Source organism: Shewanella sp. LZH-2 (assembly GCF_016859145.1).
Lineage (GTDB): Bacteria > Pseudomonadota > Gammaproteobacteria > Enterobacterales > Shewanellaceae > Shewanella > Shewanella xiamenensis.
This window is the reverse complement of sequence record NZ_CP069350.1, coordinates 470,727-488,667: the sequence shown is the minus strand read 5'-3', so window position 1 is coordinate 488,667 and position 17,941 is coordinate 470,727. Positions and strand designations below refer to the sequence as shown.

Here is a 17,941-nt window from a genome sequence, read left to right as displayed (position 1 = left end):
CGCCATTGAGATTTTATGGTCAACATTATCGCCACAAAATTCCCTTGGGGTGAATATATTCTTAATGGCTGTCTTTGACCAGCATCGACCGAAACAGTGAATAAAATCAAATAAATCATTAAGAAGATACTCAGGTGTGTAGCGTGTCCGATGACATACTGTTTGCTAGGGCAGCGCTATTATCCGTTTATCTAGAATAAGGGCAGCACAAGTGCATACGCCCGCTTAATTGCAGCCAAAATGCCCCTAAAGCATCAATGCGCCCAACTCGCTTTGCAAATAAACAAATACCTTCTACGCTTTATATAATTAGAAAAATCTAATTGATAAAATTTAGATTATACAAAGACCAAGGCAGGTTCTTTGTTAACAATATCCATTCGGAGGAGTAGATAATGAAAAGAGTCATTGTAATTGGGGCGGGACTAGGTGGCGTATCGGCAGCATTTGAACTCAAACAGCGACTGCCTTCCGATTGTGAAATAGGCGTGATCAGTGAAGGGACTGACTTCCAATTTGTTCCCTCAAATCCTTGGGTAGCACTCGGTGAACGTAAGCGCGAAGACATCAGTCTTCCAATTGGAACCTACTTAGCAAAACGTAAGATTAGTTATTCCGGTGAAGGGGTGACTCATATAGATCCCATTAATAGGCAACTCACCTTAGGGGATGGTACAACAGATAATTACGACTATTTAGTCATCTGCACAGGCCCCAAACTCGCCTTTGAAAACGTACCAGGCGCCGGTCCAGATGGTTTTACTCAATCTATTTGTACCATTGATCACGCCGAAAAAGCCTACGAATGCTTCCAACAACTGCTCGCTAAACCCGGCCCAGTGGTTGTCGGCGCATTACAAGGTGCAAGTTGCTTTGGGCCAGCCTATGAGTATGTGTTATCCCTAGAGAGCTTATTGCGTAAACACAAAATTCGTCAGCATGTACCTATCACTTTTGTCACCAGCGAGCCCTATGTGGGTCATATGGGCCTCGGCGGCGTGGGAGACTCTAAGTCACTTATGGAACACGAATTTAGAGAACGTAGCATCAAATGGATTTGCAATGCTAAAACGACCCACTTTGAATCAGGTATGGCTTATGTTGATGAATTAGATAGAAAAGGAGAAGTCGAATTTCAACATACATTACCCTTCTCCCTTGCGATGTTTTTACCCCCTTTTAAAGGCAGTCCTGCGATAGCAGCAGTACCAGAACTGTGTAACGAGAAGGGCTTTGTACTCACCGACACGTTCCAGCGCTCACCACGTTATCCAGAAATCTATGCCGCCGGCGTGTGCGTAGCACTCCCACCATTGGAGAAAACTCCCGTACCCATTGGCGTACCTAAAACGGGTTTTATGATTGAATCTATGACCACTGCCATTGTGGATAATATCCTTTCCAGTTTAAAAGGCGAGCCTCCCAAGACCCATCCAACACTTAATGCTATTTGTTTGGCCGACATGGGAGATAAGGGTGCCGCCTTTGTGGCTCTCCCCCAAAATCCTCCCCGCAATGCTAACTGGACATCTATGGGTAAATGGGTACATGTGGCCAAAATTGCCTTTGAGAAATACTTTCTCTACAAAGTCCGCAATGGCACTAGCGAACCTATTTATGAAAAATATGTACTCGGCAGTTTAGGCATTCACCGCACCCACGAGCCTAAGGAACCGGAATAACAGATCAGCGTCAGACAAAAAGCCCTGAAAATTCAGGGCTTTTCTAATCAAACTTGATATTACATCTTGTAGCTCATTTGGATACCAGCTAACCAAACATTACCGCTCGCTTCACCGTTAAAGTTAACAGTCGCTAGGTTTAACAGATTTTGCTGCTCGTTAATTGGCGCATCACCCGTGGCACGGATATAGGTCAGTGCAAAATCAACATTCAGGTTTTTAGTCGCCTGATAGCCCGCACCAACAGAGAACCACAGACGGTCTGAGTCAGGGATAGTTGTCGTGCGCCACTCATCATTTGCGGCGGTTTTATCTAAGGCCAGACCGGCACGCACTAACCATTCATTGTTCACTTGGTAAGTCGTACCTAAAGCAAAGCGCCAGTTATCTTCAAAGTGTTCTTCTTTCACTAAGTCAGATTCTAAGCCGCCCTTTGGCTTAACTTCACCAGGGAAGTACGCCACTAACTGATCGAATACACTCCAATCGGTCCAGTTAACACTGGCGTGCATCGCCCAGTTATCCGTTAATTGGTGATAGGACGACAGTTCGGCAAACGCAGGTAACTCAAGGGGTAAATAACCTTCGATTGACAGATTTTGACCACCATCATAAATCACACCAGAAGCATGACCATCTAAGTCAAGCTGCACACCACTGTGGTAAGCCAAACCTAAACGATGAGCAGGGTTAATTTGCCAGCTAGCACCGAGTTGCCAACCGTAGCCAATGTCATCACCCTTCATGCTTTTGAGTTCAGTGCCACCAGGAGGCAGCATACCAGCCACTTGTGGAGGTAAACCAGGTTTAATTTTATCCACCCAGCCCGGTAACGAAGCACCGATTTCACCTTCGCCATAAACGATACGCACACCACCACCAACACTGACGGCATCATTGATGCGGTACGCAATGTTTGGATTAAACTCAACGGTCGTTACTGATGTCTTGTTACCAAAAATGGCCGCAGCATGGGTCGCTGGCAATTCAGTGGCGAGACCATAGTTAGAGTTTACCGCTAGACCCCAAGTCCATTGGTCATTTAACTGATTGGAATAATAGAAGTTAGGTACCAAAGCGTCATCGGCGACATCGATAGCATCACCGTTCATCACGATTGGATTAGGACCAAGCAGAGGCGAGCTTAGGCTCACATCACCTTTTACATCCACATTTGGCATCACATAGATACCACCAGCAGATAACTGGCGACCTTCTAAATAGGTCAGCATCGCAGGGTTGCGCGCTTGTGCCGAAGCATTATCCGCCATCGCAGCTTCACCGGCGAAGGCACGGCCTAGGCCAGTTGCTGAGTATTCGGCAAGTTGAAAACCTGCGGCATGGACTTGAGTCGTTGTACTTAATAGGGCCGCAGTCACAGCCAAAGTCAGAAGACGTTTTTGCATCATTATTCTCGAAAAATATTATTGTTATCTTGTGCCATTCACGGGATCACAATGGCGCTCACACAAAATAGAGCAAACACTCCATATTGAATGGTCGGCAGTTTACTGATGCAGAAGATGTTTGCAACAAGCGAGAATAAAACAGATAAAAAAACTAGCCAAAACAATCTAATCAATATTTTTAGTGAGATAAATCACTTTTAAAACAAGAATAATCAGTGCATTTCCAAAGATAGATTTGCTGAAAGCATTTTCAAGGCAAGCACCACAAGAGTTAAATTAATTTAAAAACAACAAATTAAATAACATAAAACTCCTAAACACTTGTAAGCCATTTTGCTCATAAAAATTCAGCACAAATCACTATCGATCATTTTCCTTACCATACAGGAAAGTCACCCTTCACTTTAAACTAATAAATACAATAATTTATATTTAGGCGCTTAAGCAGAAATAATAAAAACGCCTAGTTTTCGAACTAGGCGTTTAAGATTAACATCTATTAAGGTACAAGTGTTCGCCGAATAGCTCAGCGTCGCCAACTTGGGATTTGTGATTCGTATTCGCTAATCTGCGTCCCGTGGGATAAGGTCAATCCAATGGCATCTAATCCATTCAGCAATTTATGTCGCGCCGACTCAGCCAGTGTAAAGCTAAACTCAGCCCCCGAAGGCGATGTCACCTTACAAGTGGTTAAGTCGACGGTGATTTGTGCGCCTTCTTCGCTCGCCACCTCATCCATTAACTGACGCACTTCATTCGCGCTAAGCTTCACCGGCAGTAAACCGTTATTGATGGAGTTTCCATAAAAAATATCGGCAAAGCTCGGGGCGATAATGGCGCGCAGGCCAAAATCCGCCAATGCCCACGGGGCGTGTTCACGGCTAGAACCACAGCCAAAGTTTTCCTGCGCCAGCAGAATCGAGGCGCCGCTATAGCGAGGTTTGTTTAGAGTGAAATCAGGATTAGGCACATCTCCCGCATCATCGAGATAACGCCAATCGTGAAATAGGTGCACGCCGAATCCATCGCGCGTCACCTTAGATAAAAATTGCTTCGGGATAATTTGATCGGTATCGATATTGGCGCTGTCGATCATCACCGCAAGCCCGGTATGGCAAGTAAAAGGTTGCATTAACTTCTCCTGTTGGGATGACGGTTAGTAAGGTTTACGGATATCGACAAAATGCCCTGCGATTGCCGCCGCTGCCGCCATCGCCGGACTCACCAAATGGGTGCGACTACCACGACCTTGGCGCCCTTCGAAGTTACGGTTACTGGTCGAGGCGCAGCGATCGCCCGCCTCTAATCTGTCATCGTTCATCGCCAAACACATAGAGCAGCCCGGTAAACGCCATTCGAATCCAGCCTCGATAAAGATTTTATCTAAGCCTTCGGCCTCGGCCTGTGCCTTCACTTGGCCAGAACCAGGTACTACGATTGCCGTAACGCCCGCAGCCACTTTGCGCCCTTTGGCATGCTTCGCCGCGCTGCGTAAATCTTCAATCCGCGAGTTAGTGCAAGATCCGATAAAGACCTTATTGATCGCCACAGCTGTCATTGGCGTACCAGCAGTTAAGCCGATATAGTCCAGTGCTTTTTCCATGCTAGCGCGAATCGTTGGATTCACCTCATCGGCAGGATTTGGCACAAGCGCATCGATAGCAACGACTTGTCCTGGGTTAGTGCCCCACGTGAGCTGCGGCGCGATATCGGCAGCATCCAACACCACGGTGGCATCAAACTCAGCGCCAACATCGGTTTTCAGTGTTTTCCACTCAGCTACCGCCTGCACCCAATCTTCGCCCTTCGGTGCAAATTCACGACCTTCTAGGTAATCGAAAGTGATTTGATCCGGCGCAACCATGCCAGCCTTAGCGCCCATTTCAATCGCCATATTGCAGACTGTCATGCGCCCTTCCATCGACAATGCTTCAATGGCCTCACCAGAAAACTCAACCACATAGCCAGTACCGCCATCCATACCTATCTTACCGATAATCGCCAGTACGATATCTTTAGCCGTTACGCCATCGGTAACCTGACCACGGACTTCGATTTTCATGGTTTTGGCTTTTAATTGGCGCAGAGTTTGGGTTGCCAATACATGCTCCACCTCGGAAGTGCCAATACCGAAGGCCAAGGCGCCAAAGGCGCCGTGGGTCGCGGTGTGAGAATCACCACAGACGATCACAGTGCCGGGTAAGGTAATCCCAAGCTCAGGCCCCATAACATGCACAATCCCTTGATTCGGATGGTGAATATCATATAAGCGCACGCCGAAGTCTTTACAGTTTTGCGCCAAGGTCTCGACCTGAGTACGAGCCATCGGGCTTAAGGCATCGAGACTGGCACTGCGTGTCGAAGTGTTGTGATCCATGGTGGCAAAGGTTTTCTCTGGGGCACGTAATTTACGCCCAGCTACTTTTAAGCCACTAAAGGCTTGAGGCGATGTCACTTCGTGAACCAAGTGTCTGTCGACATAAATGATCGGTGCTTCACCCTCGGGAGTTGCTACAACGTGAGCATCCCACACCTTTTGATACAGGGTTTTCGGAGCGCTTGATATTGAAGGATTAGTCATTACACACCTGCCTTAACTGCATCGGCGATAAAGTTGCCCATTTCGACCGTCGATTTAGCCTTATGGCGTTGGTCGCTACTTAATAGCTCACCGGTTAAGTAGCCAGAATTGAGCGCCTTACTTACTGCACGTTCAATCGCGCTTGCTGCTTCTTCTTGCTTTAAGCTGTGGCGCAGCATCAATGCAGCCGACAAAATTTGTGCGATCGGGTTAGCAATACCTTTACCTGCGATATCCGGCGCACTACCACCAGCAGGCTCAAATAAACCAAAGCCAGTGCTATTCATACTCGCTGAAGACAACAAGCCCATGGAACCAGTCAACATGGCGATTTCGTCCGATAGAATGTCACCAAATAAGTTAGAGCACAGCATCACGTCAAACTCATCGGGGCGGCGCAGCAACTGCATGGTCGCGTTGTCGATATAGATGTGTTCAAGTTCAACATCGGGGAAATCCACCGCCACTTCTTCTACCACTTGGCGCCACAATACCGAACAAGCTAAGACGTTTGCCTTATCGACCGAAGTGACTTTTTTACGGCGTCCGCGGGCGGCTTCAAAGGCAATGCGCGCAATACGGGCAATCTCGCGGCGACTATAACGCATGGTATCGAAGGCTTCTTCGCTCTCACCTTCACCTTGGCGCCCCTTAGGCTTGCCGAAGTAGATCCCACCCGTTAACTCACGCACGCAGAGAACATCGAAACCTCTTGCAGAAATATCGCTGCGCAGCGGTGACATATGCTCTAAACCATCATGCAATTTAGCGGGGCGTAGGTTACAAAACAGTTCGAAGTGACCCCGTAGCGGTAACAATGCACCGCGCTCGGGCTGATCATTGGGCGGCAGTTTTTCCCATTTGGGGCCACCGACAGAGCCAAATAGAATGGCATCGGCCGCTTCACAGCCTTTCAGTGTTGCCTCTGGCAATGGACAACCATGATTGTCGATGGCGATACCGCCAACATCATATTCAGTGTATTCAATATTAAGACCAAAACGTGCCTCAACCGCCTTTAACACCTTACGCGCCTCGGCCATCACTTCAGGCCCAATGCCATCCCCGGCTAATACTGCAATTTGATAACTCATACGCCCGCTCACTCCTTCAATGTGAAAACTTTATGCTCGATATTGCCTTGGCTATACGCCGCCCAGCTCTTTGTTTTTATGCATATTCTGTTTGTAATCTGCAACCTTATCGGCGCGGCATGTCAGGTTCATCACGTGCACTAATGCACGGGCTGATGCCTCAACCACGTCGGTCGCTAACCCGACACCGTGGAAATTTTGCTCATGGTAAACCGCGGTAATATCAACTTGGCCGAGCGCATTTTGTCCTACGCCCTTAGCCCCCAATTTGTAGCTGATGATATCGATACGGCGGTCAGTCGCGCGGGCGATAGCATTATAGGCAGCATCAACAGGGCCATTACCTGTAGCGGCCTCAGTTTTAATCTCACCGCCGACATCAATACGCACCGTCGCCGTGGCCACGCCTTCGGTTGAGTCAGATTGCACCACTAACTGCTGTAATTGATAAAAGTTATCTTCTGCGGCTTGTGTCTCCATGAAGGCTAAGGCTTCTAAGTCATAATCGAAGACTTGGCCCTTTTTATCCGCCAATTTTAAAAACTGTTCGTACAGGGCATCCAAGTTGTAATCCTGCTCGCTGTAGCCCATTTCCTCCATGCGATGCTTAATCACATGACGGCCGGAGCGCGAGGTCATATTCAGATTGTTACGATTCAGGCCGATGCTCTCTGGCGTCATAATTTCATAAGTGTTTTGCGCTTTTAACATGCCATCTTGGTGAATCCCCGACGAATGGGTAAAGGCATTAGCGCCAACAATCGCCTTATTCGACTGGATTGGCATATTGCACAACTGGCTGACTAAATTTGAGGTGCGGTGAATTTCCTTCGCATTGATCCCCGTTTCAAACCCTAGCAGGTTCTTACGGGTTGCTAAGATCATGGCGATCTCTTCTAAAGAGCAGTTACCCGCACGCTCACCAATACCATTCATGGTACATTCGATTTGGCGCGCGCCATGCTGCACAGCAGTAATCGAATTGGCGACCGACAGACCTAAGTCATCGTGGCAGTGAACCGAAATAATGGCTTGGTCGATATTCGGTACGCGATTAAACAGGGTTTGAATAATGCCACCAAACTCGCTTGGCACTGTGTAGCCCACGGTATCTGGGATATTGATAGTGCGCGCCCCCGCATGAATCGCCGCTTCCACCATACGGCACAAATTATCAATCGGCGTACGTCCCGCATCTTCGCATGAAAATTCAACATCATCGGTAAAACGACGGGCATATTTCACTGCACCGACCGCCATTTCCAACACTTGCTCGAATGAACGTTTTAATTTGCTCTCAACATGGATGGTCGAGGTGGAGATAAACGTATGAATGCGGAACTGATCAGCCACCGATAATGCTTGAGCGGCGGCATCAATATCTTTTTCCAAGGCGCGGGATAATGCGCACACTCGGCTATTTTTAATGGTGCGAGCAATGGTTTGCACCGACTCAAAATCACCGGGGGAAGATACGGGAAAACCGACTTCCATCACATCGACACCGAGACGTTCCAACGCCATGGCGATCTGTAACTTTTCTTTGACCGACAAGCTTGCCGCTAACGCCTGCTCGCCATCACGTAACGTGGTATCAAATATAATGACTCTGTTAGACATCGGGTTTCTCCATGGAACGTCACCGTTCATTATTTAACTTTTGCTGTATTCAGATACAAAAAACCCCGCAACATCGGTGCGGGGTTTTTGAGTGTTTTGCCTATCTATCGAGCGAGCAACACTAAGACCTCCGCGTTTGTGGCGCGAGAGAGAGAAGGAGGAGGTCGAGTTTGCTGCTAATTCTATTCATTTAAATTAAATATTTATTCTGTTGATTGAATATTGCTTTGGTTAATATTTAACTCGCTTGGCTAAATGTGTCAACCCCAATTTTTTTCATGTTCCTTAATATATCTGCTGCAAAATGGCAGAAACAGATATGTTTGTCTCAAGGTTGTATTGTTAATCCCTTGCAATACAAGATAAATAAATTAAATGCTGCACCTCAAACTTTTAACAAAAAAATCATTTTTTATGCAAAAATAGCCTGAGACACGTTATAATCCTCGCCCGAAGTTACGGATACTAGAATAAATGCACGGTATGGAGCAAAAAATGGATTTTCGCGTCTTAGCGCTGAGCCTATTATTGTGGCTTGTGCCATTATGGGCTTGCGCTAATGAGCAGTTAGATAAATTGACATGGGAAGTTTATCAGTATCCAACCAAGGCTTTGGCACAAATTACCGCATTAGAAAAACTGCAATCCACTCAATCCACTGATAATAAAAACGATATCGATAGGCTCCGCCTCAGTATATTGAAGTGTCAAAACCTGTTACAACTCGGTGAAAATGAAGCGGCGATTAATCTTGCGCAAATGGGTGAAGCCCATGCTAAACAGCTTAAGTTAGATCAAGCACGCCCCTATTTTTTGAATTGTCAGGCCGATGCCTATCTAAATTACGACAATATTAAAGATGCATTACCCATACTGGACTCCGCAATCACTCTTGCTAGACGCTACCAGCAGCCCCAAGCCCTTATCGATGCACTCCGCTTGAGGGGGCAACTGGATACCAATACGGATAATTTTTCCTCCGCGATTGAAGATTTACGCATCGCTATTGATATCTATCCCGATATCCATACTCAAACGCAAAATTGGGTCTGGCCGCCAGAGGGATATGTCTATGCTGCGATGGGGAATTTACTCTATGCCACCGAAGATTTACCCCAAGCCATGTATTACGCCAAGCTTGCCCTAAAAAGCGCTGATGCCCAAGGAAAAGTCCGGCATATATTACTGCGAAATGCCGCGCGGATTGCACTAGATAATGGTGAGCGTGAATACAGTGATCAACTAGAAAAACAAGCCAAAACTTTACTACCAGAAATAGGCTCCCCACTTGAACTCGCCTACAGCTATGCCATTCTGGCTTCAATTTCCCTTGATAAAGGCAAAATTGATACAGCCGAAGAGTATATCTCCATTGCAATGAACACTTTTAAGCAGCAAAAGCAACAGGTTGCCATGATGCGTTCGACTCGTTTACTCGCTCAAGTACGATTTGCACAACATAGGGATGAAGCAGCGCTAACACTCATGCACTCTGCCATTGAACAAGGCGAAACGCTTAAGCAATACACTGATCTTAAATGGTTTTATGGTATATTGAGTGATTATTACCACACTCAAGATAACTACAAACTCGCCTACGAATTTTTACAAAAGCGCTTCGATGCCGCAGAACTGGCTAACGAATCAATAAACAACATGCGAATTTTGCAGTTTAAAGCCAGATTAAATCAGCAGGGATTACAGCAACTCAGCGCAGATGATCCACAGAGCAATCCCACCTTACTGGATGAGCTGAATGTAGATTGGGCCTTTAGCACCTTGTTTTTAGTGAGCATGACACTCTTAGGTGGCGCCATTTGGTACTTTATTGATAAGCAAAATAAACACGCCCCATCACCTGACACCAAATCCAAGCGCCTTGCACCTATTCAGCAGCTTGAGCTCACCCTGCATAGTGCCAAACAGGGCGCTTATCCACTGACATTATTACTTTTTAATGCTAGCCAAATTCGCCAAGTCGATCTGCCAACCTTGATCGATAAATTACAAGATAAACTCCGTGAGCAAGACATACTATTACGGTATTCGATGGATGAAATTGTGATAGTGCTACCTTACACCTCCGCCCGCGGCGCACAACGAGTCGTCAACCAATTAACGCCCACAATTCAAACATCACAAGGATCAAGCAAGGTCAATATCGGGATTGCAGTGATGCAACAGTTTGATACGTTGGATTCTTTAGTGAAACGTGCCAACATCAATCAACTCAGCAAACTCAAGGTGACCGATACACAAAACGACTACTCCCCCGCTAAATAAGCCGCGATTTCATCAAGGAACTCACCGCCAAATCGACTGAGTTTACGCTCCCCCACGCCATTAACGGCCAGCATTTCCCCAGGGCTTGTCGGCATCATAGCCGCCATTTCCGCTAAAGTAGCATCGTTAAACACCAGATAAGGCGGTACATCCTGCTCTTCGGCAATGGTGCGGCGCAGTGTTTTAAGGCGGGCAAATAACTTGCGATCATAGTTAAGCGGCACTCTCGACTGTGTCGTTTTACGCTTTATGCTGGTGAGTTGGATACGCGGCTCAGCCAACATCAACGCCACCTCTCCCTTCAATATTGGCCTTGCAGAGGGATTTAAGGTGATGGATGAGGCACGAGTAATATCTTGACTCGCTAAGCCCAAATGGATAAGTTGGCGAATAACGCTCAGCCAATATTCATGGCTCTTATCTTTACCAATTCCCCAAGTGCTGAGCTTATCGTGGCCACGATCAACAATCGCTGCGCCCTTAGAACCTCGCAAGACTTCGATTAAGTGATTAATACCAAAGCGTTGTCCGAGTCGATAAATACAAGAAAGCACCTTCTGCGCATCTTCGGTGCCGTTATAACGCTTAGGCGGGTCAAGACAAATATCACAGTTACCACAGGGTTCTAATGCGCTTTCATCGAAGTAATGCAACAGCACTTGGCGCCGACAGGTTTGCGCCTCGGCAAAGGCGGCCATGGTATTGAGTTTATGGAAATCTACCTGCTGCTGCGGCCCTGGCTCCGATTGCTCGATAAGATGGCGCACTCGCCCAATATCGGCAGGATCGAACAACATAAAGGCTTCGGCCTCGAGTCCATCACGGCCCGCTCGGCCAGTTTCTTGATAATAGGCTTCGATACTCTTCGGGATATCGTAATGCACCACAAAGCGCACGTTGGATTTGTTAATCCCCATACCAAAGGCGACGGTCGCAACGACAATATCTATTTGATCTTTAAGGAAGCTATCCTGCACTTCGCCGCGCTCTTCTGCCGTCATGCCCGCATGGTAAGCCTTAGCATGAAACCCTTGCAGGGTGAGCCTTTCTGCCACCTCATCCACGCGGCGTCGACTGCTACAGTAGACTATGCCGCTACTGCCATTTTGTTGCAGTAAAAACTGTCGTAATTGATTCGCGGCATTGAGCTTTTCGGCAACCGTATAGCGAATATTGGGCCGATCGAAACTCGATAGTAATTTAAAGGGATTAATCCCTAGGCGCTCGCAAATATTTTGTCGCGTCGCCTGATCCGCGGTGGCGGTGAGCGCCATCATTGGCACATGGGGAAAGAGCTGCTTTAACTGCCCAAGGGCGGCATATTCAGGTCGAAAATCATGCCCCCATTGACTGATGCAGTGCGCCTCGTCAATAGCAAACATCGACAGCGGCAAGGAGCGCATGCGCTCGATAAAATCAGCCGTCAGCAACCGCTCAGGGGACACATACAGCAGTTTTAGCTCGCCTCGATGCAACTGCCTAAGCACCTCGACACTCTGCTCCCGCGGCTGCGATGAGTTTAAATAGGCTGCATTGACCCCCGTCTGCAACAGGCTGTCGACCTGATCTTTCATCAATGAAATCAGCGGTGATACCACGATAGTGATGCCAGGCATCAGCAGTGCTGGCAACTGGTAACACAGACTCTTACCGCCGCCGGTGGGCATGATCACCAGGCAGTCCTCACCACTGCATACACGTTCGATAACCTCGCGCTGACCGTCCCTAAAGTCACGGTAACCAAACACCTGCGCCAGGCGTTGAGACAGCGGATCATCATGTATGTCGAGTAACTGAGTTTCCATGGATCTTCTAGCTAAAAAGTAAGGGCGCTTATTCTAAAGGACAGAATCGCTCCTGTCTTGCGCCATCTTGCCCAAACTGGCCCACGCCAACAATCAGATAATAGGTTTAGCCTACATCCACAGCTCATCACAACACCTAAGACGATTTGCCTGCACAGCGGCTTAAGTTGCATTAGACATAGGCTTAGCGGTAGATTAATTGCTCTAAGTCGAATGCCCATTCAACCTGTCCCGACTCTTATTATAAGAAGCCGAATAATTAACAAGGACGAATAACATGAGCAACCCCATTCAAGCCGAAGTACTCAAACGTGTTGCCGAAGTGTTTGACCAACATGTGCCTTTTCATAATTTATTGGGTCTGGACATTAAGCGTTACGACATCAATGGTGTTGAAGTGGCGATTAATATGAAGCCAGAACTCATAGGCAATATTCACCAGCAAATTCTCCACGGCGGCGTAACCGCAACGGTACTCGATGTCGTAGGCGGGCTCACGGCCTTTGCAGGTCTCGTTGCCAGCCGTGATGATTGGACAATTGAAGAATTACAACAACGGCTGCAAACCTTGGGCACTATCGATATGCGGGTGGATTACCTCAGGCCTGGGCGCGGGCAAGTGTTTACTGGCACAGGCAGTGTGATCCGAGCGGGTAATCGCGTCTCGGTTTGCCGAATGGAGTTACACAATGAACAAGGAACCCATATTGCCTTCGGCACAGGTACTTATATGGTTGGCTAATCTGTTATCAGGCGAATCTGTTATCACACATGGTTTTTTAAGAAATTATTTACCGCATTCGACAGCAATAAACTAAAGGGAAATATCTAGATTAATCAGATATTTTCCCCTTTTTAATCGCTAGCGTTCGCCATTAGAGACATCCTGTAACGAAAAAGGAGGCTGCACACACCTTGAGTCGAGCGGCGTACACTCCTACAATCGCCGTCCTGTTGTTTTTCGAAGATTTCTCATGCCTGATACTGAATACCGCAAAGGGATCCTACTCGCCGTCAGTGCTTACTGTATGTGGGGGTTTGCGCCTTTATATTTCAAACTGCTTCATCATGTTTCTGCGACCGAAATTTTATTGCATCGGGTGATCTGGTCATTTGTATTTATGGTGATCATCATGATGTTTATTGGCGGTTTTGGCAAACTGCGCCAACTATTTAAACAACCAAAACAACTGCTTGTACTGACAATCACCTCCCTGTTAATTGCTGGGAACTGGCTGCTTTTTATCTGGGCCGTTAATAATGATCATATGCTCGATGCTAGCTTAGGCTACTTTATTAACCCACTGCTTAATGTATTGCTGGGCATGCTGTTTTTGGGAGAAAGATTACGTAAGCTGCAATGGTTTGCCGTTGCGCTAGCCAGTACTGGAGTGCTAATTCAGTTGATTTCATTTGGCTCAATCCCCATTGTCTCCCTCGCCTTAGCGGGCACCTTCGGGGTATATGCTCTGCTACGTAAAAAGGTCAACGTGGATGCTAAATCGGGTCTGCTAGTCGAAACCGCCATTCTGCTACCGGTCGCATTGGTTTATCTGGTTGCGACCTTAGATAGCGCCACGGCGAATATGCTCACCAACGATTGGCACCTTAATTTATTGTTGATGGCAGCCGGGATTGTTACCACGATTCCACTATTGTGTTTTGCTGGTGCAGCAGTACGCATTCCATTGTCTATGCTCGGCTTTTTCCAATATATCGGCCCGAGTATTATGTTTATCCTCGCGGTAACCTTATTCAATGAATCCTTCGATGCAGAGAAGAGCATTACCTTTGGTTTTATCTGGAGCGCCCTGCTAGTGTTCACCTTCGATATGGCCTATAAACGCAAAACGGCGCGATAATATCGCGCCGTATCCAATGGTTACAAAAGTAGTGGTAAGTGTACTGGACCTGCTACTTTTGTAGTTGGGCTAAAAATTTCTCGCCCTCGGGTACAGATAAGAGCAGATTGTAGCCTCGCGTCGTTGGCACTAACACTAGCTCGGATTTATCCGTCACTGCCACAAATGCCTTGCCCTTCCCCTTCAAATTAAACCAGCCAAGTTGATACCCTGGCATACCGATACCATTGGTTTTAAAGCTGGGCGCTAAATCCGCCTCCTGCTTCAAGTCGATAAGACGCGCCTGCTCGACCAGCAGTTCGGAACGCGCTAATTGCACTTTATAGAAGGGAATATCGAGTTTTAGCTCGGTGTCGGTTAGCGCGATTTCAGCATTATGGGATTGATAAAACACCCAAGAAAATCCACCAATCATCACTAACAAGATGCCTAAGCTCGCCGATTTAGCCACTTTCGGCATAGGTTTAACCCACAACATCCACAGTAAGCCAGCTAAACCTAACAGCAAGATAATAAAGCTTAAAATTGAAGTTTGAGTCAGAGGCGCGAGGGAGAAAAACTGAGTCACCATGGTGGGCAGTCCTTAAGGAAGAAAAGCTTAATCTGCCAACAAAGACATATTATGTCAACAAAAATGCCAGCGCTAGGCTGGCATCTTATCAAGCGTAAAAAGCTTACAGATCAAGGGCGAGAATTTTAGAGCGGCGCTGATAGTTATACAGCTGCTTTTTCTTCTGCGGCAATGCATCCACATCTTCAATCACAAAGCCATGTTCTAAGAACCAGTGAATGCTGCGGGTAGTCAAGGCAAACAAACGGGAATAACCCCGATGACGCGCCTGACCTATGATGTTTTTCAGCAGCAGACTGCCCCTATCCGCATCGCGATAATCTGGATGCACCACTAAACAGGCAAACTCACCGGCGTTATCCTCCTCGAACGGATACAGAGCCGCGCAGCCAATCACTAAGCCGTCTCGCTCAATCAACATAAACTGCTCGATCTCAATCTCAAGCTGCTCACGGCTTCGGCGCACTAAAATGCCTTGCTCTTCCAGAGGACGGATTAAATTCAATATGCCGCCAATATCGCTAATCGATGCGCGGCGCAGGCGCTCAGCGCTTTCTGTCACGATTTGCGTGCCTATGCCTTCGCGGGAGAACAACTCCTGCAGCAAGGCACCATCATCAAGATAGCTAACCAAATGACAACGGGGTACCCCATTACGGCACGCATCAATACTCGCCTTGAGGAAAGCCATCGTGCCCACACAGGCAGAACCTTGCTCAGCAAGCTTAGTCAGAATATTTTGCGCATCATTTGGCATTAATTCGGCAATCACATCGCCATTGCGATCGAGGATGCCATTTTGCGAACTAAAGCCAATCATCTTGTCGGCCTTAAGCTTGATAGCAACCTGAGTGGCAATCTCTTCGGCCGTGAGGTTAAAGCTTTCGCCAGTGACGGATGCAGCAATCGGCCCCATCAACACGATACAGTGGTTATCGAGCTGACGCTTAAGCCCTTGAGTATCGATACGGCGCACTTTGCCGCTTAGACAAAAATCCACACCATTATCGACGCCCAGTGGCTGAGCAATCACAAAGTTACCGCTGACTAAGTTAATTTGCGCACCTTGCATCGGCGTATTGCTTAAACTCATCGATAAACGCGCGGTAATATCAAACTGTAATGCACCCGCGACTTGCTTAATGACTTTGAGTGAGTCTTCATCCGTGATACGTACACCTTCGTGGTAGGCGGGTTCAATCCCATTGGCGGCTAACGCTGCATCGATTTGCGGCCTCGCGCCATACACCAACACCACTTTAATACCCAAACTGTGTAACAACGCCACGTCATTCAAAATGCCGCGAAATTGATTTTGTGCTAAAGCCTCGCCACCCAACATCACCACAAAGGTTTTCCCTCTATGGGCATTAACGTAAGGGGCAGAATGACGAAATCCATCAACCAGTTCAGTGGTACGCACGCGTTGTTTACACCTCATATTTAAGCTGGTAACCCCAAAATGGCTTACCAGGAGTGAATAACGAAAACCCGCGTATAGTATTGCATTTTAATTCACCAATAAAGAATTTATTCTCATTAAAATGCAGTTTTAATACAATAAAGTGCTTATATTTTCAAAAAATTGCACTTTTGATAAATGATTACATTTTTTTAACCAAATATGATTTAGTCGCACTCGCCAAATATGGGACAGATTTATCTCATCTTGATGACGAAAAGCCAAAAAAAAAGCCCCTTAGATAAGGGGCTTTTCTCGAAACACTAAACAAGGATTACTTGATTTTTGCTTCTTTGTAGATAACGTGCTGACGAATAACTGGATCAAATTTTTTGATTTCCATTTTTTCTGGCATGTTACGCTTGTTTTTTTCAGTTGTGTAGAAGTGACCAGTTTTAGCTGTAGAAACTAATTTGATCTTCTCACGATTACCTTTAGCTTTAGCCATGATCTATTACACCTTCTCGCCACGGGCACGAAGTTCAGCAACAACAACTTCAATACCTTTCTTATCGATCAGACGGATACCTTTAGTAGATACACGTAACTGTACGAAACGTTTTTCTTCTTCTAACCAAAAACGGTGGTTTTGTAGGTTAGGTAAAAAACGACGACGGGTCGCGTTTTTTGCGTGCGAACGGTTGTTACCAACCATCGGCTTCTTGCCAGTAACTTGGCATACTCTTGACATGTCAATCTTCTCCAAAAACAATTTTAACGCTCGAGCATTAATGTGCCTCGTATGGCCGTCGCCCGAGGCACAAAGAGGGCGCATTTTATACACGATCACAGAGTGAAGATCAAGTGTTAGATTAATTAATCCAGCCTCGTTCCGCGAAGGAAACTATCTCTCGATCACCAACAACCATATGATCCAACAGGGATACATCTATGGTTGCCAACGCATTTTTTAATCGCTCAGTTATTCGTCTGTCAGCCTGACTGGGCTCGGCAATACCAGACGGATGATTGTGACACACTATGACGGCAGCAGCCTTTTTCTCCAGCACTAAGCTCACCACTTCACGTGGGTACACTGAGGCTGAATCTATTGTTCCGCGGAATAATTCGACGAACTGAATCACTCTATGCTGGCTATCCAGCAGCAAAATTGCGAACACTTCATAGGAGCGGTCAGCTAATTGTCTCATTAAATAATCCCGAGTTAAATCGGGATTTGTCAAAACCTGACCTCTCTGCAGGTTTTCTTGTGCCACACGCCTCGCTAATTCAGCCGCGGCTTGAAGCTGGGCGTATTTTACAGGTCCCACGCCAGGAAGTCGACACACCTGATGCTTTGGTGCACAAAGTAAGCTTCTTAAACCACCAAATTCTTGAATAAGTGAGCGGGCAAGGTCTACGGCATTCAGCCCAGACAGGCCATTACGCAACAACACCGCCAGTAATTCGGCATCCGAGAGATGACTAGCGCCTTTTAGCAATAACTTATCCCGCGGCCCTTCGCCCTCTGGCCAATCCTTAATCGCCATGTGACCTCCTGTCGTCGCATATTTTTACTTTAGCAAGTATGGACGAGATTTTTTGAACTGGGACAGTCACGCCAATTCATCG

At 46.9% G+C, this 17,941-nt stretch carries 15 protein-coding genes; 4 read left to right on the top strand and 11 right to left on the bottom strand.

Annotation, left to right across the window (positions count from 1 at the left end):
• Positions 1-395 precede the first annotated feature (395 nt).
• Positions 396-1,682 carry an FAD-dependent oxidoreductase gene (locus tag JM642_RS02280; protein ID WP_203432607.1) on the top strand — a complete coding sequence of 429 codons (1,287 nt, stop codon included), beginning with the start codon at positions 396-398 and terminating at the stop codon, positions 1,680-1,682.
• 59 nt (positions 1,683-1,741) lie between these two features.
• Here the strand turns inward: JM642_RS02280 and JM642_RS02275 are convergent, their stop codons facing one another.
• The 5 genes from JM642_RS02275 to leuA form a co-directional block, all read right to left on the bottom strand.
• Complete coding sequence (locus JM642_RS02275; RefSeq protein WP_203433709.1) at positions 1,742-3,088, bottom strand: outer membrane protein transport protein; 1,347 nt, start codon at positions 3,086-3,088, stop codon at positions 1,742-1,744.
• 529 nt (positions 3,089-3,617) lie between these two features.
• Positions 3,618-4,223 carry a 3-isopropylmalate dehydratase small subunit gene (gene leuD, locus JM642_RS02270; RefSeq protein ID WP_203432606.1) on the bottom strand — a complete coding sequence of 202 codons (606 nt, stop codon included), beginning with the start codon at positions 4,221-4,223 and terminating at the stop codon, positions 3,618-3,620.
• Between the two features lie 24 nt (positions 4,224-4,247).
• Entirely contained in the window at positions 4,248-5,672 is a 1,425-nt protein-coding gene (leuC, locus tag JM642_RS02265) for a 3-isopropylmalate dehydratase large subunit (protein ID WP_203432605.1), read from the bottom strand.
• A complete protein-coding gene (gene leuB / locus JM642_RS02260) occupies positions 5,672-6,766 on the bottom strand; it encodes a 3-isopropylmalate dehydrogenase (protein ID WP_203432604.1) in 1,095 nt (364 codons plus the stop codon). Before leuB ends, leuC begins: the two co-directional genes overlap by 1 nt.
• A gap of 51 nt (positions 6,767-6,817) precedes the next feature.
• Positions 6,818-8,386: a 2-isopropylmalate synthase gene (leuA, locus tag JM642_RS02255; protein WP_047534488.1), complete on the bottom strand. Its 1,569-nt coding sequence runs from the start codon at positions 8,384-8,386 to the stop codon at positions 6,818-6,820.
• 495 nt (positions 8,387-8,881) lie between these two features.
• Between leuA and JM642_RS02250 the strand changes: the two genes are divergently transcribed.
• The gene (locus tag JM642_RS02250) at positions 8,882-10,669 is read left to right on the top strand and encodes a diguanylate cyclase (protein WP_203432603.1); all 1,788 of its coding nucleotides are present in this window, start codon (positions 8,882-8,884) and stop codon (positions 10,667-10,669) included.
• Here the strand turns inward: JM642_RS02250 and recQ are convergent.
• Complete coding sequence (gene recQ / locus JM642_RS02245) at positions 10,651-12,474, bottom strand: DNA helicase RecQ (RefSeq protein ID WP_203432602.1); 1,824 nt, start codon at positions 12,472-12,474, stop codon at positions 10,651-10,653. The two genes, JM642_RS02250 and recQ, sit on opposite strands and share 19 nt — an antisense overlap.
• Positions 12,475-12,751: 277 nt before the next feature.
• On the opposite strand from recQ, the gene JM642_RS02240 reads away from it, so the two are divergent.
• Together JM642_RS02240 and rarD are read left to right on the top strand one after the other, a co-directional pair.
• The gene (locus tag JM642_RS02240) at positions 12,752-13,216 is read left to right on the top strand and encodes a thioesterase family protein (RefSeq protein ID WP_055647676.1); all 465 of its coding nucleotides are present in this window, start codon (positions 12,752-12,754) and stop codon (positions 13,214-13,216) included.
• Positions 13,217-13,448: 232 nt separating this feature from the next.
• Complete coding sequence (rarD, locus tag JM642_RS02235; protein ID WP_055647677.1) at positions 13,449-14,336, top strand: EamA family transporter RarD; 888 nt, start codon at positions 13,449-13,451, stop codon at positions 14,334-14,336.
• Positions 14,337-14,388: 52 nt separating this feature from the next.
• Here the strand turns inward: rarD and JM642_RS02230 are convergent, their stop codons facing one another.
• The 5 genes from JM642_RS02230 to radC all read right to left on the bottom strand — a co-directional run bounded on the left by JM642_RS02230 (position 14,389) and on the right by radC (position 17,859).
• The gene (locus JM642_RS02230; protein WP_055647678.1) at positions 14,389-14,907 is read right to left on the bottom strand and encodes a PH domain-containing protein; all 519 of its coding nucleotides are present in this window, start codon (positions 14,905-14,907) and stop codon (positions 14,389-14,391) included.
• A gap of 103 nt (positions 14,908-15,010) precedes the next feature.
• Complete coding sequence (gene argA / locus JM642_RS02225) at positions 15,011-16,330, bottom strand: amino-acid N-acetyltransferase (protein WP_055647679.1); 1,320 nt, start codon at positions 16,328-16,330, stop codon at positions 15,011-15,013.
• A gap of 313 nt (positions 16,331-16,643) precedes the next feature.
• Positions 16,644-16,817: a 50S ribosomal protein L33 gene (rpmG, locus tag JM642_RS02220; protein WP_006079871.1), complete on the bottom strand. Its 174-nt coding sequence runs from the start codon at positions 16,815-16,817 to the stop codon at positions 16,644-16,646.
• Positions 16,818-16,823: 6 nt separating this feature from the next.
• The gene (gene rpmB, locus JM642_RS02215) at positions 16,824-17,060 is read right to left on the bottom strand and encodes a 50S ribosomal protein L28 (protein ID WP_006079870.1); all 237 of its coding nucleotides are present in this window, start codon (positions 17,058-17,060) and stop codon (positions 16,824-16,826) included.
• Positions 17,061-17,181: 121 nt separating this feature from the next.
• Positions 17,182-17,859: a DNA repair protein RadC gene (radC, locus tag JM642_RS02210; protein ID WP_011073923.1), complete on the bottom strand. Its 678-nt coding sequence runs from the start codon at positions 17,857-17,859 to the stop codon at positions 17,182-17,184.
• Positions 17,860-17,941: the final 82 nt, after the last annotated feature.

What these genes read in the sequence shown, in the direction of transcription:
- JM642_RS02280 (WP_203432607.1), top strand. Translation starts at nt 396, where the DNA reads ATGAAAAGAGTCATTGTAATTGGGGCGGGACTAGGTGGCGTATCGGCA.
- JM642_RS02275 (WP_203433709.1), bottom strand. Translation starts at nt 3,088, where the DNA reads ATGCAAAAACGTCTTCTGACTTTGGCTGTGACTGCGGCCCTATTAAGT.
- leuD (WP_203432606.1), bottom strand. Translation starts at nt 4,223, where the DNA reads ATGCAACCTTTTACTTGCCATACCGGGCTTGCGGTGATGATCGACAGC.
- leuC (WP_203432605.1), bottom strand. Translation starts at nt 5,672, where the DNA reads ATGACTAATCCTTCAATATCAAGCGCTCCGAAAACCCTGTATCAAAAG.
- leuB (WP_203432604.1), bottom strand. Translation starts at nt 6,766, where the DNA reads ATGAGTTATCAAATTGCAGTATTAGCCGGGGATGGCATTGGGCCTGAA.
- leuA (WP_047534488.1), bottom strand. Translation starts at nt 8,386, where the DNA reads ATGTCTAACAGAGTCATTATATTTGATACCACGTTACGTGATGGCGAG.
- JM642_RS02250 (WP_203432603.1), top strand. Translation starts at nt 8,882, where the DNA reads ATGGATTTTCGCGTCTTAGCGCTGAGCCTATTATTGTGGCTTGTGCCA.
- recQ (WP_203432602.1), bottom strand. Translation starts at nt 12,474, where the DNA reads ATGGAAACTCAGTTACTCGACATACATGATGATCCGCTGTCTCAACGC.
- JM642_RS02240 (WP_055647676.1), top strand. Translation starts at nt 12,752, where the DNA reads ATGAGCAACCCCATTCAAGCCGAAGTACTCAAACGTGTTGCCGAAGTG.
- rarD (WP_055647677.1), top strand. Translation starts at nt 13,449, where the DNA reads ATGCCTGATACTGAATACCGCAAAGGGATCCTACTCGCCGTCAGTGCT.
- JM642_RS02230 (WP_055647678.1), bottom strand. Translation starts at nt 14,907, where the DNA reads ATGGTGACTCAGTTTTTCTCCCTCGCGCCTCTGACTCAAACTTCAATT.
- rpmG (WP_006079871.1), bottom strand. Translation starts at nt 16,817, where the DNA reads ATGGCTAAAGCTAAAGGTAATCGTGAGAAGATCAAATTAGTTTCTACA.
- rpmB (WP_006079870.1), bottom strand. Translation starts at nt 17,060, where the DNA reads ATGTCAAGAGTATGCCAAGTTACTGGCAAGAAGCCGATGGTTGGTAAC.
- radC (WP_011073923.1), bottom strand. Translation starts at nt 17,859, where the DNA reads ATGGCGATTAAGGATTGGCCAGAGGGCGAAGGGCCGCGGGATAAGTTA.